Annotated in this window: 20 protein-coding genes; 7 read left to right on the plus strand and 13 right to left on the minus strand. The window is 63.9% G+C overall.

Annotated features, from left to right (window positions below; translation table 11 throughout):
- On the plus strand, window positions 1-203 hold a 203-nt coding region (locus tag U0988_RS04250; RefSeq protein ID WP_322291398.1), incomplete at its 5' end, for a hypothetical protein.
- Here U0988_RS04250 and U0988_RS04255 read toward each other — a convergent pair.
- On the minus strand, window positions 200-1,615 hold the full coding sequence (locus U0988_RS04255) for a lipopolysaccharide biosynthesis protein (protein ID WP_322291399.1): 1,416 nt from the start codon (window positions 1,613-1,615) through the stop codon (window positions 200-202). The genes U0988_RS04250 and U0988_RS04255 overlap by 4 nt on opposite strands.
- A gap of 172 nt (window positions 1,616-1,787) precedes the next feature.
- Here U0988_RS04255 and U0988_RS04260 point away from each other — a divergent pair, with 172 nt between their 5' ends.
- Window positions 1,788-3,020: a hypothetical protein gene (locus U0988_RS04260; protein ID WP_322291400.1), complete on the plus strand. Its 1,233-nt coding sequence runs from the start codon at window positions 1,788-1,790 to the stop codon at window positions 3,018-3,020.
- 35 nt (window positions 3,021-3,055) lie between these two features.
- Window positions 3,056-3,844 (plus strand): nucleotidyltransferase family protein, encoded by a 789-nt coding sequence (locus U0988_RS04265; protein WP_322291401.1) that lies wholly within the window; start codon window positions 3,056-3,058, stop codon window positions 3,842-3,844.
- Between the two features lie 20 nt (window positions 3,845-3,864).
- Here the strand turns inward: U0988_RS04265 and U0988_RS04270 are convergent, their stop codons facing one another.
- The 10 genes from U0988_RS04270 to tsaD all read right to left on the minus strand — a co-directional run bounded on the left by U0988_RS04270 (window position 3,865) and on the right by tsaD (window position 14,727).
- Window positions 3,865-4,872: a fumarylacetoacetate hydrolase family protein gene (locus U0988_RS04270; protein WP_322291402.1), complete on the minus strand. Its 1,008-nt coding sequence runs from the start codon at window positions 4,870-4,872 to the stop codon at window positions 3,865-3,867.
- Complete coding sequence (maiA, locus tag U0988_RS04275) at window positions 4,869-5,519, minus strand: maleylacetoacetate isomerase (protein ID WP_322291403.1); 651 nt, start codon at window positions 5,517-5,519, stop codon at window positions 4,869-4,871. The genes U0988_RS04270 and maiA overlap by 4 nt, the downstream gene beginning before the upstream one ends.
- On the minus strand, window positions 5,519-6,694 hold the full coding sequence (locus tag U0988_RS04280) for an acyl-CoA dehydrogenase (protein ID WP_322291421.1): 1,176 nt from the start codon (window positions 6,692-6,694) through the stop codon (window positions 5,519-5,521). The genes maiA and U0988_RS04280 overlap by 1 nt, the downstream gene beginning before the upstream one ends.
- Window positions 6,695-6,770: 76 nt before the next feature.
- A complete protein-coding gene (locus U0988_RS04285; protein ID WP_322291404.1) occupies window positions 6,771-7,643 on the minus strand; it encodes a CoA ester lyase in 873 nt (290 codons plus the stop codon).
- Window positions 7,640-9,589: an acetate--CoA ligase gene (gene acs, locus U0988_RS04290; protein ID WP_322291405.1), complete on the minus strand. Its 1,950-nt coding sequence runs from the start codon at window positions 9,587-9,589 to the stop codon at window positions 7,640-7,642. Before acs ends, U0988_RS04285 begins: the two co-directional genes overlap by 4 nt.
- A 37-nt stretch (window positions 9,590-9,626) precedes the next feature.
- A complete protein-coding gene (locus U0988_RS04295; RefSeq protein ID WP_322291406.1) occupies window positions 9,627-10,175 on the minus strand; it encodes a hypothetical protein in 549 nt (182 codons plus the stop codon).
- Between the two features lie 138 nt (window positions 10,176-10,313).
- Window positions 10,314-11,054 carry an OmpA family protein gene (locus U0988_RS04300; protein WP_322291407.1) on the minus strand — a complete coding sequence of 247 codons (741 nt, stop codon included), beginning with the start codon at window positions 11,052-11,054 and terminating at the stop codon, window positions 10,314-10,316.
- Window positions 11,055-11,159: 105 nt separating this feature from the next.
- Window positions 11,160-12,695, minus strand: coding sequence for a lipopolysaccharide biosynthesis protein (locus U0988_RS04305; RefSeq protein ID WP_322291408.1), 1,536 nt, complete (start codon window positions 12,693-12,695; stop codon window positions 11,160-11,162).
- A complete protein-coding gene (locus U0988_RS04310; RefSeq protein WP_322291409.1) occupies window positions 12,692-13,696 on the minus strand; it encodes an NAD(P)H-dependent glycerol-3-phosphate dehydrogenase in 1,005 nt (334 codons plus the stop codon). The genes U0988_RS04305 and U0988_RS04310 overlap by 4 nt, the downstream gene beginning before the upstream one ends.
- Window positions 13,693-14,727, minus strand: a complete 1,035-nt coding sequence (gene tsaD, locus U0988_RS04315; RefSeq protein WP_322291410.1) for a tRNA (adenosine(37)-N6)-threonylcarbamoyltransferase complex transferase subunit TsaD — start codon at window positions 14,725-14,727, stop codon at window positions 13,693-13,695. Before tsaD ends, U0988_RS04310 begins: the two co-directional genes overlap by 4 nt.
- Window positions 14,728-14,785: 58 nt before the next feature.
- Here tsaD and hemC point away from each other — a divergent pair, with 58 nt between their 5' ends.
- The 3 genes from hemC to U0988_RS04330 all read left to right on the plus strand — a co-directional run bounded on the left by hemC (window position 14,786) and on the right by U0988_RS04330 (window position 17,424).
- Entirely contained in the window at window positions 14,786-15,754 is a 969-nt protein-coding gene (gene hemC, locus U0988_RS04320; protein WP_322291411.1) for a hydroxymethylbilane synthase, read from the plus strand.
- Window positions 15,751-16,446: a uroporphyrinogen-III synthase gene (locus U0988_RS04325; protein WP_322291412.1), complete on the plus strand. Its 696-nt coding sequence runs from the start codon at window positions 15,751-15,753 to the stop codon at window positions 16,444-16,446. Before hemC ends, U0988_RS04325 begins: the two co-directional genes overlap by 4 nt.
- Window positions 16,447-16,512: 66 nt before the next feature.
- The gene (locus U0988_RS04330) at window positions 16,513-17,424 is read left to right on the plus strand and encodes a mitofilin family membrane protein (RefSeq protein WP_322291413.1); all 912 of its coding nucleotides are present in this window, start codon (window positions 16,513-16,515) and stop codon (window positions 17,422-17,424) included.
- 3 nt (window positions 17,425-17,427) lie between these two features.
- On the opposite strand, the gene U0988_RS04335 is transcribed toward U0988_RS04330, so the two are convergent.
- A complete protein-coding gene (locus tag U0988_RS04335) occupies window positions 17,428-18,651 on the minus strand; it encodes an FAD-dependent monooxygenase (protein WP_322291414.1) in 1,224 nt (407 codons plus the stop codon).
- Between the two features lie 71 nt (window positions 18,652-18,722).
- Here U0988_RS04335 and U0988_RS04340 point away from each other — a divergent pair, with 71 nt between their 5' ends.
- The gene (locus tag U0988_RS04340) at window positions 18,723-20,789 is read left to right on the plus strand and encodes a protein-disulfide reductase DsbD family protein (protein WP_322291415.1); all 2,067 of its coding nucleotides are present in this window, start codon (window positions 18,723-18,725) and stop codon (window positions 20,787-20,789) included.
- A 5-nt stretch (window positions 20,790-20,794) separates the two neighbouring features.
- Here the strand turns inward: U0988_RS04340 and U0988_RS04345 are convergent, their stop codons facing one another.
- Window positions 20,795-21,688, minus strand: a complete 894-nt coding sequence (locus U0988_RS04345; protein WP_322291416.1) for a glycoside hydrolase family 16 protein — start codon at window positions 21,686-21,688, stop codon at window positions 20,795-20,797.
- Window positions 21,689-21,710 lie beyond the last annotated feature (22 nt).

A 21,710-nucleotide genomic window follows, 5' to 3' on the forward strand; every position in this document is an offset into this window, starting at 1 on the left:
TGTTGGTCATGATGCTCTCCTTCCTCGCTAAAAGAGGCGGGAAGGGGGGCAATTGTTCCGGCGGCTGCACGCTCTGCTCGCCGGAATGCGATGAAGCGGGCACCGCAAGGGATAAATTTCCCCGGGTGCGGGAACATCAGGAAGTTTCCAAGACTTCGCGGACTGGCAATCGGATTGCCGGTCCTCGCTTCAAAGCGCTTTAGAAGCCGCTGATACCCAGATTGGCGAATACGGGCAGGAACGGACTGGCGACCAGCCAGATTGCGGCTGCGGCCGACAGGATGGCCAGGTGCTTCAGCCCGAGGATCCGCAGGCCATAGAGCCGGCGGACCATGAAAATCCTCATGGCCGCCAGCGCGGTCATCGACGCCGCAAATCCGATGGCAGCGCCCAAGGCGCCGTAACTTGCGGCCAGATACCACACGAGCAGGATTTCGAGGGCCAGGGTGAACACGACTTGCCGCGGCGGCAAGGCCGGGTCGCGGTAGACCATGACCAGTTCGGCAAGGCCGAAACTGCCTTCCATCAATTCGCCGATCAGAATGACGATCACCACCGTAATACCGGCGGCAAAGCCGGTGCCGAGCAATTCCAGAACACTGCCTCCGAAGATCACGAATACGCTGATCACCGCCATCTGGATTGCGAATATGAACAGCGTCAGCCGCCGCAGATGTTCGCCGATCGTCTCGAGCGATCTGCTCTGTGCGATTATCGGCGCGAGCATCGGTTCATACAGGTGCCGCACCTTGCCCGCGACCGTGCCGATCTGTTGGGCGAGGTAATAAATACCCGTCGCGGTCGGGCTGGCAACCGCGGCGAGCAGGAGAATGTCGGCGCGGCGAAATGCGAATACCCCGGTTTCGTTCAGCGCGATCGGCCAACTGCTACGGGCCAGCCCGAATACCCCGGCAAAGGTCGGTACCCTTAACAACCGGGGGGACTGCTGGCTGTAGGACTTGCCCATCGCAAGCAGAGCGATGATCGCCGATAGCAACAACGATCCGACATAGGCGATGAGCAATGCCTGCTCGGACGTGATTATATGGCCCGAAGGCATGGTGAAGCCGCGCACGGCGAAATAGGACAGGATGCCCAGCAGCAGGAAGCTCCACGGTTTCACCACGGCCTTGACCAGCGTGTCCCACAGCACCGTCCGGAAATGCCGCGTCGCGGTGGTCGCCACTTCGGTAAGCGCGATCAGAGGTATTCCCAGCATCAGGAATTGCGACCCGGACAGCGAGGAGGGCAGTACATAGGGCCACACCGCCCATAATACCGCCATGATCACCGCCGACACCGCCGTGACCAGAGCCAGCGCGTCGAAAATGTGTTTGCCCGGATCGATGACGGGGCTTGTCCCCGGGGGAGTCATGGCCCCGAGGTTGCCGAGCAACGTCTTCGTCAGCCCGAAGGTCGCAAACGCCGCCAGCAGTTCCAGCATCGCCACCGCTTCGCCCAACCGGCCAAAGTCGTCGATTCCGTAAACCCGTGCGACAAAGGTGATCAGCAGGACGCGGGCGAACATCCGCGATCCCGACCCGGTCAGAATTTGCCAGGCACCGCGCCGCAAAGCGCGCTTTTCCCCGGCCAGCAACTGCCCTTCGCTATCCACGGATTCGGGGACTTTCGAATCGGGTCGGCATCAAATAAGGCAATCGCATTCCTATCGGCGGCGGCCCTGCCTGTTGTATTCTGGACAGGAGACGCTGTGCGGGTAGCAACGCGCCTGACAAAAATACAGCTTTTCTGATGCAGACAGCGCGTTTCGCTGGCATGACGCCGCCATGATCACCGCCGAGACTTCAGGACCGATCCGGATCGGGTTCCTCTATAATCACGAGGAATTGCACCAGATCGCGCATACCGCGCCGATAATATCGCGGCTTCAGGCAGCCGCGCCGCACATAAGCGTGGAAGTGCTGACCTCCAGTGACAACCAGACCGATGCGGTCATGACGCACCTCGACCCGCAGATGAAGCCGCCCGTCATCCGCGCGATGGCCGCGGGCCGGCTGGTCAAGGCCGCCGAAAAGGCCATTGGCGGCATTGTCCCGCTTGGCAGGATCGGCGGGCTTGCGGCAAACCGCGATCTGCTCGGATCCTATGATGCGCTGGTGGTTCCGGAAACCACTACGACGCTGCTGAAAACCCGCTTTGGCATGGAGCGGCCCCGACTGATTTTCTGCCCGCACGGTGCGGGCGACCGCAGCATCAGCGTGTCCCCCGATATCGCGCATTTCGATTACGTTCTGCTGCCGGGGGAGAAAACCCGCGAACGGATGCTGGCGGGCGGGGTGATTCGCGAAGCAGACCACGCTGTTGTGGGCTATCCCAAATTCGACGCGCCCCATCTGGCCGCGCGTATGAGCTTCTTCGACAACGACCGGCCCACCGTTCTCTACAACCCGCATTTCGATCCGCTGCTGTCCTCGTGGCACGACTTCGGGCTGCAGGTGCTGGATTATTTCGCCGGGCAGGATACCTACAATCTGATTTTCGCGCCGCATGTGATGCTTTTCCAGCGCCGGATACTTGCCTCCGTCGAACACCGGAAAATTCGCTTTCGCCAGGAAATCCCTTCGCGATACCGCGCGCTCGAGCATATACGCATCGATACCGGCAGCGACCGCAGCGTCGATATGTCCTACACGCGCAATTCGGATCTCTATATCGGCGATGTCAGCAGCCAGATCTATGAATTCCTCCAGCATCCGCGCCCGGCAATTTTCCTCAATTCGCATGGGGCCCGCTGGCACGACGATCCCAGCTATGCATTCTGGCATTTCGGACAAGTGATAGAGGGCGTGAACCAGCTTCCGGAGGCGCTTCAACGCGCATTTCCGCTTGGCGAGGAATTGCGCAGCCGGCAGGTTGCCGCCTTCGAGCAGACCTTCTCGATCGAACCTGGCCGGCCCTCGGCGAGCCGCGCGGCGGAAGCGATCACCGCGTATCTGGCGCGCGAATGGCCCGCGCGGTTCTCGCAGGGTGCAGACGCAGCGATAAAGGCGCAGGCGTGATGGACACGGCGGGATCAGGATGGACCGCCTTGGTCATGGCCGGACAGCGCCCGGGTATCGATATTCTTGCGCAGGAAAACGGGCAGACGCTCAAGGCTCTGATCCCGGTGGCGGGGCAATCGATGCTAAGCCGGGTGGTTGGGGCGCTGGACCTTTGCCCGCGGATCAGCCGGATTGTCGTGGTTGCGCAGGACCCGCAGCTGCTGCTGTCCGGAGACACAGCACGCTTGCTCGCCAATCCGAAGGTTCGGCTGACCCCCAGCACTAATGGAATTGCCTCGAGCATTGCCGCAATCGCGGGTTCCGCCCTCGCGCCGTGGCCGGTGCTGGTCACTACGGCAGACCATGCCCTGTTGACGCCGGAGATGATCGACGAATTTCTCGACAGCTGCGAAGGTAATGCAAAGGGCGGCGATCTGGCGATAGCTTTCGGGGAACGCCGGATCGTCGAGGGCGGCTATCCCAGGACAAGCCGAACCTGGCTCAAATTTCGAGACGGGCACTATTCCGGGGCCAATTTGTTCGCACTGCGCAACGCAAAGGTGATGCCGGCATTGACCCTGTGGTCGGGCGTGGAACAGCAGCGCAAGAAAGGGCTGGCAGTAATTTCCCAGTTCGGCCCTCTGTTGCTGCTGCGCGCCTTGACCCGCACGATTTCATTCCGGAATGCGCTCGCCAAGGCGGGGGCGACGCTTGGCCTCAAGGCTGAACTGGTGGTGATGTCGCAGCCAGAAGCGGTCATCGACGTCGACAAGCCTGCGGACCTCGTGCTTGCCGAGCAGATCCTCCGTTTGCGCGAGAAGTCTGAGGCTGCCTGCGCCTGATCGGCGCGGCGATAGCGAGGTCAGACCGCAACAACTTCCTGTTCGATGCGGCCGAAGATCGAATGGCCGTTTGCATCGTGCATATCGACCGCAACTGTGTCGCCGGGCTGCATGAACGGCGTTCTCGCTTCACCACTGGCAATAGTTTCGATCATCCGGATTTCCGCGATGCAGCTATAGCCGGCACCGCCTTCGCTGACCGGCTTGCCGGGGCCGCCATCGGTGCCTTTGTTGGACACGGTACCGGACCCGATCACGGTCCCCGCGCCCAGATTACGGGTCTTGGCTGCGTGGGAGACGAGCTGGGCCAGATTGAAGGTTGCGTCCTGCGCCGCCTGTGCACGGCCGAAAGGTTTGCCGTTGTAATCGATCAACAGGGGAAGATGGATCAGGCTGTCGTTCCAGGCATCGCCAAGCTCGTCCGGTGTAACCGCAACAGGAGAAAACGCGCTTGCCGGCTTTGACTGGAAGAAGCCGAATCCTTTGGCCAGTTCGCCGGGTATCAGCCCGCGCAGCGACACGTCGTTGACCAGCATCAGCAGTTTTATATGACTGGCGGCGTCGTCGGCAGTAGTGCCCATTGGAACGTCGTCGGTGATGCAGGCGATCTCGCCTTCCATGTCGCAGCCCCACGCAGGGTCACCCAGCGGGATGGGATCGCGCGGCGCGAGGAATCCGTCGGAACCGCCCTGATACATCAGCGGATCGTGATAGAAACTGTCCGGCACTTCGGAACCCCGGGCCTTTCGTACCAGTTCGACATGGTTGATATAGGCGCTGCCATCCGCCCATTGATAGGCGCGGGGCAGGGGGGACGCAGCCTCGCGTTCGTGGAACCGGCCGCAGGGCACCGCGCGATGTTCGACATCGGTATAAAGAGCTTCCAGCCGCGGCGCACATTCATCCCAATTGTCCAGCGCTGCCTGCATGGTCGGCGCGATGTTGCCTGCAGCGCAGTAGCGGGTGAGGTCCTTCGAAACGACGACCAGAACACCGTCGCGGCCTGATTTGAGCGATGCGAGTTTCATGCGGTTTGGTCCTTTTCCGGATTGTCTGGCTGAATGTCGGGATGCGCGCGCTGGAACGGTTCGAGTGCCAGGCACGCTGCCTCGATCCGTTCGATATGCGGCATCGGTGAAAAATCGAAATCGAAGCGGCGCGCGTTGTACACTTGCGGTAGCAGCACCACCTCGAACATGCCCGGCGCATTCAGCACGAAATCGCCTGAGCCCAATTGGGCCAATCGGGCTTCTACCGGGCCGAGCGTTCGGGCCAGCCAGTGGCGGTACCAGACGGCGATTTCCTCCTGCGAATGGCCCAGAGGGTCGGCAAGATATCGCAGCACCGGCAAGTTGTTCGGCGCGTGGATTTCGGTAGCGATGGCATAGGCCAATTCGCGCACGGTGTAGCGGTCCTCGATATCTGCGGGCAGCAAGGGCGACTTCGGATAGGCTTCATCGAGCCATTCCAGCAGCGCCATCGATTGCGCGCGGTCCCGCCCGTCCGCCTCCAGCAGCGGAACGCTGCCGAAGGGATTGCGGCTGGTAAAGGCTGCGGATTTCTGTTCGGAGGTGACGAGGTTCACCGGCACATAGTCATAATCCAGCCCCTTCAGGTTCAGCGCAATGCGGAGCCGGTAGGACGTCGAACTGCGGAAATAGCCGTGCAGCCGCATCAGAACGCCGCAATGCCGGTAATGGCCCGGCCCAGGATCAGCGCATGGACATCATGTGTGCCTTCGTACGTATTGACCGTTTCCAGGTTCACCATGTGCCGCATGATCTGGTATTCGTCGGAAATCCCGTTCCCGCCATGCATGTCGCGTGCGTGGCGCGCCACATCGAGCGCTTTGCCGACATTGTTGCGCTTCACGATGGAAATCATCTCCGGCGCGAAGCGGCCTTCGTCCATCAGCCGTCCCACCCGCAGGGAGGCCTGCAGGCCGAGGCCGATATCGGTCATCATGTCGGCCAGCTTCTTCTGGTACAGCTGTGTCGCGGCAAGCGGGCGGCCGAACTGATTGCGGTCGAGCCCGTATTGACGCGCGGCATTCAGGCAGAATTCCGCCGCGCCCATTGCGCCCCAGCTGATCCCGTAACGCGCGCGGTTGAGGCAGCCGAAAGGTCCCTTCAAACCCTGCACTTCGGGCAGCAGCGCATCGGCGGACAGCTTCACCTCGTCCATTACGATCATGCCGGTGGTGGAAGCGCGCAGGCTAAGCTTGCCCTCAATCTTGGGGGCGGACAGGCCGGCCATGCCTTTCTCCAGCACAAAGCCGCGAATGCCGTCACCGTGGGCCTCGCTTTTCGCCCAGACCACGAAAACGTCCGCGAAGGGGGAGTTGGAAATCCATGTCTTGGCGCCAGAAAGCGAATAGCCATCGCCGTCCTTCTTGGCATAGGTACGCATTCCGCCCGGGTCGGAACCGGCGTCAGGCTCGGTCAGTCCGAAACAGCCAATGAGTTCACCGCTGGCCAGCCCCGGAAGATATTTGCGGCGCTGTTCCTCGCTGCCGTAAGCGTGGATCGGATACATCACCAGGCTGGACTGAACCGAAGCCATCGAGCGATACCCGGAATCGACCCGCTCGATCTCGCGCGCGATCAGACCGTAGGCGACATAGCCGGCACCGGCGCCGCCGTATTCTTCCGGAATGGTCGCGCCGAGCAAACCGGCTTTACCCATCAGGGGGAACAGTTCGGGCGCAGAAATTTCGTCGCGGAAAGCCTGCTGCACGCGGGGCTGCAATTCACTTTGGGCGAACCCACGCGCGGCATCGCGGATCATCCGCTCGTCTTCGCTTAGCTGCCCCTCCAGATCGAACGGGTCTTCCCAATTGAAGGGCATCATGCCGACCATGGTAACTCCTGAAAAATTTCGATTGATCGCATTTCAAATCTGTCTGTGCGCCGCCTGATGGCCGGTTTCAAGCGCTGTCACGGCGGGTTGCGGTGGAAATTGCCAGTGTCCGCTCGGCCTGCCGCAGGTGAAGTACTTCGACCATTCTCCCGTCCAGCCTTATCACGCCCTTGCCCGCGTTCTCGGGCGCGGCAAAGGCGGCCACGATCTTCGCCGCGTCGGCAATATCTCTTTCGGACGGCCCGAAGGCGGCGTTGGCAGCGGTCAATTGCGCCGGGTGGATCACCGTCTTGCCGTCGAAGCCGAGCATCGCGCCTTGCCGGCATTGCGCGGCGAAGCCCGCTTCGTTTTCAAGCGCGTTGAACACGCCGTCGAGCACGGCCAGACCATGCGCCCGCGCGGCGACCACGGATTGGGTCAGCAGCGGCAGCATCGCGCTCCGCCCGGTGTCGAGCGTGCAGCGCATTTCCAGCGCAAGATCGTTGGTTCCCAGCACGAAGGTGGTCAGACCCGCATCCTTGGCTGCCGCCGCAATGGCGGGCAGGTCAAGGAAGGCGGCGCAGGTTTCGAGCATCGCCCAGAGCTCAGGTCCGTCCCCTACCGCAGTACGGTAGGCGGACAATTGCCGGGCGGAGGAGAGCTTCGGCACAAGCACCGCGGCTGCATCCGCCTGTCGATCCAGCCCTTGAAGCGCCGCGCAATCCGCCGCGCCCCATTCGCTGTCCAGCGCGTTGACCCGGACGACCAGCAACCGGTCGCCGAACCCGCCTGCGCGCGCCGCGGCGATTGCCGCCTCGCGCGCCTCCCCCTTGGCCTCGGGCGCAACGGCATCCTCCAGGTCGAGGATCACCGCGTCGCAATCCGCCTCGCGCGCCTTGGCGACGGCGCTGGCGCGATTGGCGGGTAGGTACAGAGCCGTGCGGAGCGGGCGATACTTCACGCGGGCCGGTTCGCGATCAGATCATCGACTACCGACGGATCCGCTAAAGTCGAAGTATCGCCAAGATTACTGAAGTCGTTCTCGGCAATCTTGCGCAGGATCCGCCGCATGATCTTGCCGCTGCGGGTCTTGGGCAGGCCGGGCGCAAACTGCACAACATCGGGCGTGGCAATCGGCCCGATTTCCTTGCGCACCCATTGGACCAATTCGGCGCGCAAGGCATCGCCGCCCTCGATCCCCGCGTTGGGCGTGACATAGGCGTAAATGCCCTGTCCCTTCACATCATGCGGCATACCCACTACGGCCGCTTCGGCAACGTCAGGGTGGGCGACGAGGGCGCTTTCGACCTCGGCCGTGCCCATCCGGTGTCCCGACACATTGATCACGTCGTCGATCCGCCCGGTGATCCAGTAATAGCCGTCCTCGTCCCGGCGGCAGCCGTCACCGGTGAAATAAGTGCCGGGAAAGGTGCTGAAATAGGTCTGGAAAAACCGCTCGTGGTCGCCGTAGACGGTGCGCATCTGGCCCGGCCAGCTGTCGAGAATAACCAGTGCGCCCTCGGCTGCGCCGTGCAATTCGTTACCTTCGCCGTCGACCAGCGCCGGCTGGACACCGAACATCGGCAGCGTTGCGCTGCCCGGTTTCAGCGCAGTCGCTCCGGGCAGGGGCGAGATCATCGCGCCGCCGGTTTCCGTCTGCCACCAGGTATCGACAATCGGGCAGCGCCGCTCGCCGATGACCCGGTGATACCATTCCCACGCCTCGGGATTGATCGGTTCGCCCACCGAACCGAGCAGGCGCAGGCTCTTGCGGCTGGTGCGGGTGACATACTCGTCTCCTTCGCGCATCAGCGCGCGCAGGGCGGTCGGGGCGGCGTAGAAAATCTCGACGCCGTGTTTGTCGATCACCTGCCAGAAGCGCGAGAAATCCGGGTAATTGGGCACGCCTTCGAACATCACCGTGGTCGCGCCGTTCATCAGCGGCCCGTAAACCACATAACTATGCCCGGTGACCCAGCCGACATCCGCCGCGCACCAGTAAACCGGCATCGAACCGTCCGCATTCGGTTGATAATCGAACACATATTCATGCGTCATGCTGACCCACACGGAATATCCCCCGGTGGTGTGCAGCACGCCCTTGGGTTGTCCAGTCGAACCGGACGTATAGAGGATGAACAGCGGGTCTTCTGCCTCCATCGCTTCGGGCGGGCAGTGGGCAGACTGGCCTGATACCGCCTCGGCCCAGTCGATATCGCGCCCGTCCACAAACGGAACATCGGCCCCGGTGTGGCGCAGCATGATGACTGTATCGACCGCAACTTTCTCCAAAGCGGCATCGACATTGGCCTTGAGCGGAATGGTCTTGCCGCCGCGCAGGCCCTGGTCGGCAGTGAGGACGATGTTCGACCGGCAATCCGCGATCCGGCCGGCGAGCGCATCGGGTGAAAAACCGGCGAACACGATCGAATGGATCGCACCGATGCGGGCGCAGGCGAGCATCGCTACGGCGGCTTCCGGAACCATTGGCAGGTAGATCGTGACGCGGTCGCCCTTGGCAACGCCCTGCGCCTTCAGCAGATTGGCAAAGCGGCACACGTCGCGGTGGAGCTCGGCATAGGTGATGCTGCGGCCAGGAGCGGAGGGATTGTCCGGTTCCCAGATGATCGCGACCTGATCGCCGCGCGTGTCAAGGTGCCGGTCGAGGCAGTTGGCCGCTAGGTTCAGCTGACCGCCTTCGAACCAGCGGATGCGAAAATCCTTCCGGGTGAAGGACGCGTCCTTGACTGTATCGAAAGGCCGGATCCAGTCGATCCGCTGCGCCTCGCCGCGCCAGAAAGCATCCGGATCGGCAATCGACTGGCGGTATTTCTCCTGGTACCCGGCCTCGTCGATCAGCGCTCTCTCGGCCCATTCGGCTGGCACTGGATAGATGGTGTCATTCATCGTGGTCTCCTGGGGAGTATGAGGCAAATCGGTGAAGTCACAGCTTGCCGAATTTTTCCTCATATCCGGCCATGTCGCCGTCTTGCAGGAATTGCGCCTGCGCCACCCAATTGTCGCGCCGGATCCGGCCTTCGAACCGGCCCAACTGCGCGTCGATCCGGTCGATGCCATCGTCCGACCAGGCGGCGATCTGCGAAAAGCGGGTGACACCGAGCGCAATCAGCATCGCTTCCAGCTTTGGACCGACTCCCTTGATCCGGCTGAGATCGTCGGCACCTGTTTCATCGGCATCGTCGGAGGCGGTCTTGAGAGCTTCCGCTCTCTGTTCTTCGACCACTGCGGCCACTGCCGTACCGGCACCGGCGAGACCCGGAGGCACCACGGGTATTGTCGCGGATGCGGGCGGAGTGTCGATCAGCGCCTGATTGCGCGCCGCGGGTGCGGCACCCTCGTCCAGCGCATCGATCTTGGTGGTGGTCACACTGGTGCGGCGGGTCACCACGAATATCCAGTAGGCGACCGCGATGCCGATCAGCAATGCGATCACGAACAGCAACCAGTTTTCCTGAATCATTTCCACCATCATTCAAACCCTTCGTCCTGGCCTGTTCCGCGGCCCCACAGGCCCCAGCCGAGCCCGATACCTACGCCATAGGTTATCAGCAGCAGGATCATCAATTCAAACCAGATCGGCATAGCTATCAAACTCCAAATGGCATCGGCGTCATCGCGGTCCCGGCGTGTCGACCGGCGTCGGCGCGATCGGCACCGTCGCGATTACGGAAAATTCGATCCGGCGGTTGGCAGGATCGGTTGGCAGCAACCCCGCTACCGGCTTGGCCGAGCCCAAACCGCGCGCGCGCAAGCCGTCACTGGGTATGCCCCGGTCGATCAGCGCCTGCTTGACGGCGAGTGCCCGCAATTGCGACAGCGCCAGATTTCCCGCTGGCGGGCCGGTTGCGTCTGTGTGTCCGGTTATCGCTATGATACTGCCGAGGCATGGCCGCAGCGCCGCGGCCACTTCGTCGAGCAGTTCGAGACTTGCTGGGTCGAAGGCGCTGCTGGATTCCTCGAACCGGATCGTACGAGCGCGCAGCAGCGCTTCCACATCCTCCTGACAATGCATCGGGGTCAGCGGCATAGCCTGGTTTTCCGCGATGATCGAACCGTCCGCCCAGTTCACTGCGCCCACCCCGGGGATCGCCGCGACCGCCTGCGCGACCTTCGCCCGCGTAGCCTCGTTGACATCTTCCCCGCCGCTGAGCAGCGCGTGACGTGTTGGCCAGCCGCCGCTGGTTTCGAAGCTGGCGGTAATCGGCTCGCCGCGCGCCGCGGCGATAGCCTCTGTCGCCGCGTTCTGCATCTCCGCAGCCATCTGTCCGCCCCGCGATGCGCCTCCGGCAAAAGCCATCAAGGCGACCAGCATGGCGCCGGCGAGAAGTGCAACAATGGGGCGGATGCTCATCCTCCTTCCTTAGACATCCCCTTCGCCGCCGCAAAGGGGTAGCCGGGAAAAAGGGCCGTCAGCTGATATTCCTGGGCCACGCCGCTGCAATCGCCCTGCGCATGCCTAGAACCGGGGGGGCGTGGTCTCTACAGCCGGATCACCGCCGAGGTTGCGACGGAACAGGACCCTGTCTTCCGGCCCGAAGCCCTTGTGCCAGATGACGAAGCCATACGTCAGCAAGATCGCCGGAATACCAAGCGAAAGCTCCGCCCATTCCGGCAGCAGGGTCGCCAGGAAGCCTACCAAAATGGCGGGCGCTGCTGCCCAGACCAGTGCCCAGCGCCAGTTGTTGACCGGATAGCCCAGGATGCGCGACAGCAGCCAGGCCTTCGCCAGCGACATGATGCCGAGCGCCAGCATCAGCGAAAAGGCCGCTCCTGCCGCGCGGTAATAGTCGCTGAGGTCGTAGCGGTCCGCCAGCAGCATAGCGCCCACGGTCAAGGCGGCCTGTAGCAGGATGGTGGCGATGGAAATCCACAGATTGCGCAGCCGCGCCATGTAAACCAGAGCTGCCTCCGAAACGACCGCGGTGGCGGCCACCACTTCGGCGGCGAGCAGAAACGCCAGTGCCCCGGTCCCGGCCACGAAACCGGGTCCGATCAGACCCATCACGCCTTCGCCGGGAACCCCCAGAGCCAGCGCGATCCCCGCTTGCGCCGCGATGATCCAGAAGCCGACCTGGCAGACCTGCGCGGCTATTCCGGCGTAGTTCTTTTCCTTCAGATTGCGGGTGATGACGGGACCGAGGATCGGCTCGAAGCTGGTCTTCAGCTTTTGCGGAAGACTGGCGACCTGCTGCGCGACATAATAGACGCCGACTGCGGCGGGCGCTGCAAACAGGCCCAGGATGAACAGGTCGAGCCGCCGCGTGCCCCACTCGATCGCGTCGGCGCTGGCGAGGGGAAGTCCGCGGATGATCAATCTGCTCGTCCGGCCGAAACTGGGCTTCCATCCGCGCGGCAGCCCGTAAGTGCGAAGGAAGGCCCAGAACGCAGTCAGCGCCGCCGCCATGATCGACGCGACATAGGCCATGCTCAACCCGCTGGAAGGCAGCAGCACGAAAAACACTCCGGCCATGATCGAAATGGTCCATGGCTCGACCACTGCCCGGGCGCGCACCGTTGCGGCGATGTCGAATTTGTAAGCCTGGGCCGCCAATGCGATTTCCGTCATCGCCAGCGCCGGGATGGCGAGCACGATCAGCCGGTCGAACTCGGTATATTGCCCGCTGGGAAACATCGGTGCCGGGACCAGATAGAGCAGCACCGCCGCGGCGCTACCGAACAGGAAGGCGACCAGCAATCCGTCGAATACGATATGGCCGGGAACGACATCATCGCCGCCATCCGAAAGGCGCTGCGCCAATCCGCGCTTTTCGCCGATGGTGCACAGCATCGCGATCAGTTCGACGATCACCAGCGCCGATGCGAAGCGGCCGAGCGCCTCCGCACCATACAGTCGCCCGGCGATGAACAGGAAGGGCAGCCGCGCCGCCAGCCGCAGCAGGAAGCCGATGAAATTCGTCCGGCCGCCCTTGGCCAGCGCGGCGATGTCGCCCTCGTCGGTACGTTCCGGAACCGGGTCGGTGGTCGCAGTCACGCAGGGTTTTCCTGCTCTGTGGTAAGCGGACGGGCCAACAACCGGGTGACGACCTCGGCCGCTGCCGCGCCGCGGAGCAAATGGTCGACCGCCGTTACGATCGGCATCGCCACGCCGTGCTGCGCGGCCAGTTCGACCAGCACCGGTGCGGTATGGGCACCCTCCGCGACGGTGCGGCGATCGGCCATCAGTTCGACCGACGATTTGCCTTCACCCAGCGCCTTGCCGAGCGAGAAATTGCGGCTCGCGGTGGAGGAGCACGTCAGCACCAGGTCGCCCAGCCCGCACAGGCCCGCAAGTGTCTCGCGCCGCGCGCCCAACGCCTCGCCGAAGCGCAGCATTTCCGCATAGCCGCGGGCGATCAGTGCGGCGCGGGCGTTCTGGCCAAGTCCGAGTCCGTCGACCACTCCGCAGGCAATCGCCAGGACGTTCTTTACCGCCCCGCCAATCTCCGCACCGACGATATCGTCCGAGTAATAGGGGCGGAACTGCGGGCGAGCGATGATCGGGGCGATCCGTGCCCATTGTCCTTTCCCGCCGCCGCAGGCCAGCGTGACCGCAGTTGGCAGGCCAGCCGCCACTTCATGGGCAAAGGTCGGGCCGGACAGGATCGCGATGTCGCTTGCCGGTGCGGCGGCCTTTGCGACATCGTTCATCAGGCGGCCGCTCCCCGCCTCGATGCCCTTGCTGCACAGGATCAGGTCGCGCGGATGCGACGCCATGCCGCCAAGGACACGTCCGAGATGCTGCGCCGGGGTGACGACCAGCGCCGTGTCGCAGGCGGCAAAATCACCCAGTTCGCCCGTGGCGGCTATGGACGGATATAGGCTGACGGAGGGCAGATAGAGGCTGTTGGTGCGGCGAGAATTGATTTCCTCCACCAGCTCCGGTTCCAGCGCCCAGATCAGCACATCCCGCCCGTCGGAGGCGAGCATCTGCGCCAGCGCCGTGCCCCACGCGCCAGCGCCAAGCACTCCAACCGGTTTGCCGTTCGCGCTCATCCCTTGGAACCCGCACCGCGGACCAAGGCCGCGAGGGGATCGAGCGGCCAGCGGGGCCGGGCGGCGAAATCGAGCGGATCGGACTGACCCGTGGCAAGCCGTTCGGCCCCTGCCCAGGCGATCATCGCAGCGTTATCGGTGCACAGCGCCGGCGGCGGCGCCACGAATTGCATTCCTCGCTGCGCCGCAAATCCTTCCAGCGCGTGGCGGATCGCGGCATTGGCGGCGACACCGCCTGCCACCACCAGCGCCGGCAAGCTCTCGCCCGCATCCAGGGTAACCCGCAGCCGGTCGAGCACGCAATCGATCGCGGCCTGCTGGAAACTTGCCGCGATGTCGGCATCGCTGTGCTTGCCGCTGTCCTTGGCGCGCATCACCGCGCTCTTGAGACCGGCGAAGGAGAAATGCGGCTCGCCGCTGCCGACCAGCGGACGGGGCAGGGGCACTGCCGCCGGATCGCCTGACCGCGCCAGCCGCTCGACAGCAGGACCGCCGGGATAGCCGAGCCCGAGCAACTTCGCCGTCTTGTCGAACGCCTCGCCCAGCGCATCGTCGATCGTGGTGGCAAGGCGGCGGTACTGGCCCACGCCTTCGACGCGCAAAATCTGGCAGTGGCCGCCGGATACCAATAGCAAAGCATAAGGAAACTCGAGGTTCGGATCGGCCAGGCGGGGACTGAGCGCGTGCCCTTCCAGGTGGTTGATCGCGATCAGCGGCACGCCGCTGGCCATGGCCAGGGCCTTGGCGCTGACCAGCCCGACCATCACCCCGCCGATCAGGCCCGGTCCGGCCGTGGCGGCAATGGCGTCCAGATCGCGCAGCTCGACCCCGCCTTCGGCCATGACCTGCCGGATAATCGGAGTAAGGATCTCGGCATGGGCACGCGCGGCAATTTCGGGCACGACCCCGCCATAGGGCGCGTGGGCCTCGATTTGCGAAGCGATGACCTGCGCGACAATCCTGCGGTCGGTAGTCACCAGGGCCGCAGCTGTCTCGTCGCAACTGGATTCTATTCCGAGTACGATCCCCATAGGCTTCCCCTGAACGAGATGGATGGCTAGGGCAAGCAAACGCTATGATTTGGACCCTATGACCAGAACCTCCAGTTCCGCTTCGCCTCGTGGTTCTACCCTGTTGAGGCTGGGCACGCGCCAGTCACCGCTGGCAATGGCTCAGGCCCATGAAACCCGCAGCCGGTTATGCGCGGCGCACGGGTGGGATGAAAGCGCCGTCGAACTGGTCCCGGTTCGTGCGAGCGGGGACAAGATCGTCGATGTGCCGCTGGCGGATATCGGCGGGAAGGCGCTGTGGACCAAGGAACTCGATACCTGGCTTGGCGAAGGCCATATCGACCTTGCGGTGCATTCGATGAAAGATGTTGAAACGATCCGCCCGCCCGAACTGACGATCACCGCGATCCTGCCGCGGGCCGATGTACGCGACGTGCTGATCGGGGCGTCCAGCATTGCAGGGATCCCTCAAGGAGCGAAGGTCGGCACCAGCGCGCCGCGCCGGGCGGCCCAGATGCTCAGCCGCCGGCCGGATTGCGAGATCGTGATGTTTCGCGGAAATGTCGCCACGCGGCTGGCGAAACTTGCCGCCGGGGAAGCGGATGTGACGCTGCTTGCGGCGGCGGGGCTTGAACGGCTCGGCAGGACCGGAACCGGTACCCCGCTGGAAGTGGACGAGTGGCTTCCCGCCCCGGCGCAGGGGGCGATCGGCATCGAATGCCGGACGAAGGACGCCGAAACGCGCCGCCTTGTCGCAGCAATCGATCACGCGCCCAGCCATGCCGCGATCAGGGCCGAGCGCGCCCTGCTGGCGGCGCTGGGCGGCAATTGCCACAGTCCCATTGCCGTGTTGAGCGAGCTGGCAGGTGACCGGATGACCCTGAAATCGATCCTCTACAGTCCCGACGGGGCTGAGCGGGTGGAAGGGAGCCTGACCTTCGCCATCAGTGACACCCAAGGCCCAGCGCGCCTTGCCGGAGACCTGCTGAAGCGCGCCTCTCCCGGCATCCGCGTCTATTTCGACGGGGCACCAGGGGCCGTTTCTTGAGCGCCAGTATCATTTGCATCCGTCCGCAGCCCGGACTCGCGGCGACAATCTCGGCCGGGCGCAGCATGGGGCTCGAAATAGTCGGCGAGCCCCTGTTTGCAATTCGGTCGGTGCCCTGGACTGCGCCGGACCCGGCCACCGTCGATGCGCTGCTGATCGGTAGTGCCAATGTCTTCCGCCATGGCGGGCCGCAGCTCGAGAGGCTTCGGGGCATACCGGTCCATGCGGTCGGCAGCACGACGGCAGAGCTGGCCGCGGAGGCCGGCTTCGCAGTCGAGCGGATCGGTTCCGGGGGGCTTCAGTCGCTGATGCAGGCGGAGGGCAGCACTTCTGACAGCGGGCGGCGCTACCTGCGACTATCGGGCGCGGAGCGCGTTGCGCTGGACGTGCCCGCCGGTTCAGTCATCGAAGAACGCATCGTCTATGAGGCCGTGCCGCTCGCCATTTCACCGGGTTTCGAACGGCGGCTCCGCGCGGGCGGGATCGTGCTGCTGCATTCGGCGGCGGCCGCGCGGCATTTTGCCGGCGAGTGCAACCGGCTGTGCATACCGCGGGAGGCGCTTTCGTTGGCCGCACTCGGACCGCGCATAACCGACGGGCTCGCGGCGGGTTGGCGCGCGGTGCGCCATGCCAATGTGCCGACCGATGCTGCATTGCTGGCCTTGGCCGGGGACATGTGCCAAGACCGTTGAAACATTCGCCCCTATACGTAAAATCGGCGTGTAGCATCTGGGGCATGGGTTGCAGAACAGGAATTGATGGAACGATATCCAAGTCAGGTCAGCCGGAAGACTACGCCGTTGCGCACAATCCTGTGGGCGACGGGCGGCGCGTTTCTGCTGGGCGCATCGTTGGTGGGCTATATAGCTTACAAGATGGACGGGAATTGGGACAAGGTCATCAAGACCGAACAGGATAGCCAGATTGCTACCGTGGCCGGCGATGCGCCGGAAGTGCCCGGTCCCACCCCCAGCCCAACCGAAACGGCGGCGCAGGCCGAAGCGGCAGAGGAAGCTGTCGAGCGCGTTGCCGAGCAGCAGGGCGGGCTGAATCAACGGCTCGCCGCCGCGGAACAGCGGCTCGCCCAGCTCGACCTGCAAACGCAGGCGGCGACCGGCAATGCGGCCCGCGCAGAAGGCTTGCTGATCGCCTTTGCCACCCGCCGGACGATGGAACGGGGGGCTGAACTCGGTTACCTGGCGGACCAGTTGCGGATCCGTTTCAGCGACGCGCTGCCCAATGCGGTCAACACCGTGATCGAGACCTCGCGCAATCCTGTTACGCTCGACCAATTGCTTGCAAGGCTGGAAGGGCTGGGGCCGGAATTGTCCGATTCGACCGAGGAACCATCGTTCGACCGGTTCCGCCGCGAATTGAGCGAATTGTTCATCATCCGCCGCGAATCCTCGCCGTCGCCGCAACCGGAACGGCGGCTGGAACGGGCACGGTATTTCCTCGAAAGCGGGCGGGTCAGCGCGGCGATCGAAGAAGTGAAGAAGCTGCCCGGCGCTTCGCGTGCTTCCGCCTGGATCAAGGATGCCGAACGGTATGCGGCCGCCCAGCAGGCGCTCGACCTGATTGAAACCTCGGCCGTGCTCGAACCTCGCCGCCTGCGCGACGGCGACGGCAATCTGGTGCAGCAGGCCAGCCCGGTCGAGGCCGGCGCCTGAGAGTCAGGCTTTCAGGAGTTCGGGCATATCCCCGGTCACGCCGCGGGCTTCGTCCATAAACCAGGTCTTGAGCGCAGGCGTGCGCTGGATGCCCGCCATGCCGAGCCGCCGGATTGCGGAGGCGGTGCGTCCCGGAATTCCGAATATGCGGGTCAGCCCATCGGTAGCCAGGGCAACGGTGAAGGCATCGAGTCCGCGCCATCTCTCGTACCGCGCGAGCAATTGTGCGTCGCCCGGTTCAAGGCCCAGGCGCATCCCTTCGGCCAGCACTTCCGCCAGCGCGCCGACATCGCGGAGGCCCAGATTCAGGCCCTGTCCGGCAATCGGGTGAATTCCATGCGCCGCATCGCCCACCAGCGCGAGCCGCGGTGCGGTGATCTTTGCCGTGTGGTGGAAGCCCAGTGGATAGGATGATCGCGGCGCAACCCCGGTAATCTCCCCGAAGATGCTGCCCATGCGCTTTTCGACTTCGGCCAGGAATGCCCGGTCGGACAATTTCAAGACTCCGGCAGCATCCTTTTCCGCCACGGTCCACACCAGCGCGCTGCGATGCGTGCCGTCGGGATTGTCCAGCATCGGCAGCAGCGCAAAGGGTCCGGCGGCGTAGAAGATTTCCCACGCCACATGGTCGTGCGGCAATTCATGCGTAAGGCCCGCGATGATCGCGCGGTGCCTATAGTCCCATTTGGCCAGCACCAGCCCCGCCTCGTCGCGGGTGGGGGAACTGCGACCTTCTGCTGCGATCATCAGACTGGCGGACAGTTCCTGTCCGTCGCCCAGTTTGGCCGATACGCCATATTCGCCGCGCTGGCGGGCGGTAATCTCGGCCCGCGAATGCCAGGAAATCAGCGGTTCTTCCGCCGCCGCTTCGAACAGGGCGAGCCGCAGTTCGCGATTGGCGAACATCCGGCCGAGCGACCCTTCGTGCGGTTCGGGCGTGAAGTCGAGCCGGCCCGGGCGCAGCTGATCGGACACCGCGATGCTGGAAATCGGGCTGCTATGCGGCTCCAGTCGTTCCCCCAGACCGATGTTGCAAAACAGGTTCCAGCTGGCGGTGGAAATGGCCGAGGCGCGCCAGTCAAAGCCTTCTGCCGTCAACTCTGCCGGATCGGCGCGGTCGACCACGTGGCTGGTCATGCCCTTCCGGGCCGCGGCAAGGGCCAGAGTCATCCCGACCAGTCCGCCGCCCAGGATGAGTAAATCGCGCTTCGGGGTTGTGGACTGCATGACCTGCCTTTTTTGCTTGCTGCTGCGACTCTACTTGGCCATCGGCGCTCTGTCGTGCAAGGACAATGGCCGTGATTTCAGCTTTCCGACCCCTGATTTTGGCCCGTGCGGCGCTGGTGCTGCTGTTTGCGGTGGCGGCGGTGTTGCTGGGGCCCCATCCAGCGCAGGCGCAAAGCAACAATATCACCGCAGAGCTGGTGGCCGGGGGGCCGGTGGTGCCGGGCCAGCCCGTGACCCTGGCCATCCATTTCACGCCCGCGCCCGGCTGGCACGGTTACTGGAAGAACCCGGGCGATGCGGGTTACGGGATGCAGCTCGAATGGCAATTGCCTGCTGGCTGGGAAGCGGGTGAACCGCAGTATCCCGTGCCCCACCAGTTGCTGATCAGCGGGCTGATGAATCATGTCTACAAAGGACCCTATGCGGTTCTGGTTCCAGTCACCGCGCCGCCGGGCGCCGTTGCCGGACAGGACGTGCCGGTCCGCGTCGCCGCGCAGTGGCTGGCCTGTACCGATGTGATCTGCGTTCCGGAAAAGGCGGCCCTGCAGACCACCATTCCCGCAGCCGCCAATGCGCCCGATGAACGCTTCAACCAATGGACGGCGGCGATCCCGCCGGAAATCGACCGGACGGGTTCGTTCGAAATCACTGGCGAGTTCCTGCGGCTGGCAATCCCGCTTCCCGCATCGCTCGAACTGCCCGATCCGCATATCTATCTGGCGGACAAGGACCTGGTTGCCTATGCCGCGCCGCAGCGTTTGAGCCGCCGGGGCGATCTGTTGATCGCGGAGATTCCACTGGCCCTGCTCGGCGCGGTGCCAGACCAGATTAGCGGAATATTGGCGTTCCAGGACGGGGAGGGCGTACGCTTTACCGCGCAGGGCGGGGCAGTTCCCGCCAAGGGAACGATGTTGGCACTGCCGGGGATGGACAGTCCGCCGCTGGCTATTCTGTTGCTGGGCGCGCTGGCGGGCGGGTTGCTCCTGAATATCATGCCCTGCGTATTTCCGATCCTCAGCCTCAAGGCGCTCAGTCTGGCGCGCGCGGGGGAAAGCCAGCGAGAGGCGCGGTCCGAAGGGCTGGCCTATACGGCGGGCGTAATTCTCGCCAGCGTCGCGCTCGGCGGATTGCTGCTGGTCCTGCGCGCGGCGGGGGAGCAGGTGGGCTGGGCATTCCAGTTGCAGGAACCGGGCGTTGTTGTGGCGCTGGCGGTGCTGGCTGCGGCGATCACCGCCAACCTTGCCGGGCTGTTCCGACTGCCATCCTTTTCGATCACCCGCAGCGGGGAACCGGCCAGCGCGTTTGCCACCGGATTGCTGGCTGCCGTGGTCGCGACGCCGTGCACCGGCCCGTTCATGGCGGCTGCAATGGGCGCAGCGTTGCTGCTGCCCGCGGTGCAGGCACTGGTGCTGTTCGCCGCACTGGGCCTTGGGTTGGCGCTGCCATTCCTGTTGATCGGTTTCATCCCCGCATTGCGCCGCCTGCTGCCACGGCCGGGAGCCTGGATGGAGAGTTTCCGTAAATTCATGGCTGTTCCGATGGGACTGACAGCGCTGGCGCTGCTCTGGCTGGTGTGGCGGCTGGGCGGCGAGGTGTTCGCTGTCCTCACCTTGGCTCTGGCCTGCGCCCTGATCGCTGCCTTCGTCATTTACGGCAAGGAACGCCGCCGGAAGCCGGCACTGCGTCTTGCCGGTTTCGCGGCGGTTGCAGCGGGGGCTGTGCTGGTATTCGGCCTGACGCGCAGTTTCGAGGCCCCATCGCACTCGGCAGAGGCCAGCATCCTGGGCCCGGTGAATTTCAGCGAGGCCAATCTCGCCAGCGCCCGTGCGAAGGGCAAACCGGTATTTCTGTGGTTCACCGCCGATTGGTGTGTAACCTGCAAGGTCAATGAAAGCGTCGCGATCGAGCGCGAAGCAACCCGCGCGGCGTTCGATCGGGCCGGGGTGATTGCAATCAAGGGTGACTGGACACGGCGCGATCCGGAAATCAGCGCCTTCCTGACCAAACAGGGCATTGCCGGAATTCCGCTGTATATCTGGTATGCCCCTGGCGGCGAGGCTCAGCAACTGGATCAGGTGCTTACCCCCGATACGTTGGTGGACCTAGCGTCCGGTCCCATCCAGCCATCTGATAACTGATCCGGTCAGTCCGCGCGGTAAACCCGGACCCAATCGACATACATCGCGATCTCGCCCTGCTTGACCAGTTCGACGGTCGATGCCGGTAGGCCGTTATAGGGCGTTTCGATGCCATTAGTCTTGAAGGGATAGGCGCCGCCCAGCGCGAAATTCAGGATGACATGCTTCGGATTGTCGAAGCTCCATTTGCCGTAATGTTCCGCCATGACGCGGGTTGCGCGATAGGTCAGCCGGCCGTCCACTTTGAACAGCACTTCATCCGGGGTCCATTCTGCGGAATATTCATGCCATTGGGTAACGTCGGTTTCCGGCGGGAAAAAGTACTTGTTGACCAGTGGAGTCTCGCCGGAATAGCCCTCTCCATGCAGGGCCACCCCGGTCCAGTCGGCTTCCCCGACATATTCCATGATGTCGATCTCGCCGGTGTTCGGCCAGCGCCCGTTGCCGAGCAACCAGAACGCCGGCCAGACTCCGGCCGCATCGGGCATCTTGATCCGCGCAGTGGCCCGGCCGTAGGTGAAGTCGAACTTGCCGCGTGTGTCTATGCGGCCCGAAACGAAGTCCGTCTTGCGGCCATCGGGCACCGTGAACCCCTTGCGGTAGTTGGGCTGCAGCACCAGCACCCCGCCATCGGCCCCCTCGACCGCGCCGTCGGGCAGAAAGCGGATCGTCTCCGGCGAATCGATATAGGCTTGCTGTTCGTTATTTACCCAGAAGTCGGGGCCAATCACGTTCCACTTCTGGCGGTCGAGTTCGCCGTCGTTGAATTCATCCGCGAACAGCAGGGTTTGCTCTGTCGAATTCTCTGGCGCAGGGGACGCCCAAGCCGTCGCAGAGTGCTGGCAGGCCGAAATCGTCAAACCCACGGCGAGCAGGCTGATGCTTCTGGCGAAATTCATGGTCAGACATCCTTCTGTAGAG

The sequence above is a fragment of the Allopontixanthobacter sp. genome, from assembly GCF_034376665.1.
In the GTDB taxonomy this organism is placed as follows: domain Bacteria; phylum Pseudomonadota; class Alphaproteobacteria; order Sphingomonadales; family Sphingomonadaceae; genus Allopontixanthobacter.

What these genes read in the sequence shown, in the direction of transcription:
- U0988_RS04260 (WP_322291400.1), top strand. Translation starts at nt 1,788, where the DNA reads ATGATCACCGCCGAGACTTCAGGACCGATCCGGATCGGGTTCCTCTAT.
- U0988_RS04265 (WP_322291401.1), top strand. Translation starts at nt 3,056, where the DNA reads ATGGCCGGACAGCGCCCGGGTATCGATATTCTTGCGCAGGAAAACGGG.
- U0988_RS04270 (WP_322291402.1), bottom strand. Translation starts at nt 4,872, where the DNA reads ATGAAACTCGCATCGCTCAAATCAGGCCGCGACGGTGTTCTGGTCGTC.
- maiA (WP_322291403.1), bottom strand. Translation starts at nt 5,519, where the DNA reads ATGCGGCTGCACGGCTATTTCCGCAGTTCGACGTCCTACCGGCTCCGC.
- U0988_RS04280 (WP_322291421.1), bottom strand. Translation starts at nt 6,694, where the DNA reads ATGATGCCCTTCAATTGGGAAGACCCGTTCGATCTGGAGGGGCAGCTA.
- acs (WP_322291405.1), bottom strand. Translation starts at nt 9,589, where the DNA reads ATGAATGACACCATCTATCCAGTGCCAGCCGAATGGGCCGAGAGAGCG.
- U0988_RS04295 (WP_322291406.1), bottom strand. Translation starts at nt 10,175, where the DNA reads ATGATGGTGGAAATGATTCAGGAAAACTGGTTGCTGTTCGTGATCGCA.
- U0988_RS04300 (WP_322291407.1), bottom strand. Translation starts at nt 11,054, where the DNA reads ATGAGCATCCGCCCCATTGTTGCACTTCTCGCCGGCGCCATGCTGGTC.
- U0988_RS04310 (WP_322291409.1), bottom strand. Translation starts at nt 13,696, where the DNA reads ATGAGCGCGAACGGCAAACCGGTTGGAGTGCTTGGCGCTGGCGCGTGG.
- tsaD (WP_322291410.1), bottom strand. Translation starts at nt 14,727, where the DNA reads ATGGGGATCGTACTCGGAATAGAATCCAGTTGCGACGAGACAGCTGCG.
- hemC (WP_322291411.1), top strand. Translation starts at nt 14,786, where the DNA reads ATGACCAGAACCTCCAGTTCCGCTTCGCCTCGTGGTTCTACCCTGTTG.
- U0988_RS04330 (WP_322291413.1), top strand. Translation starts at nt 16,513, where the DNA reads ATGGAACGATATCCAAGTCAGGTCAGCCGGAAGACTACGCCGTTGCGC.
- U0988_RS04335 (WP_322291414.1), bottom strand. Translation starts at nt 18,651, where the DNA reads ATGCAGTCCACAACCCCGAAGCGCGATTTACTCATCCTGGGCGGCGGA.
- U0988_RS04345 (WP_322291416.1), bottom strand. Translation starts at nt 21,688, where the DNA reads ATGAATTTCGCCAGAAGCATCAGCCTGCTCGCCGTGGGTTTGACGATT.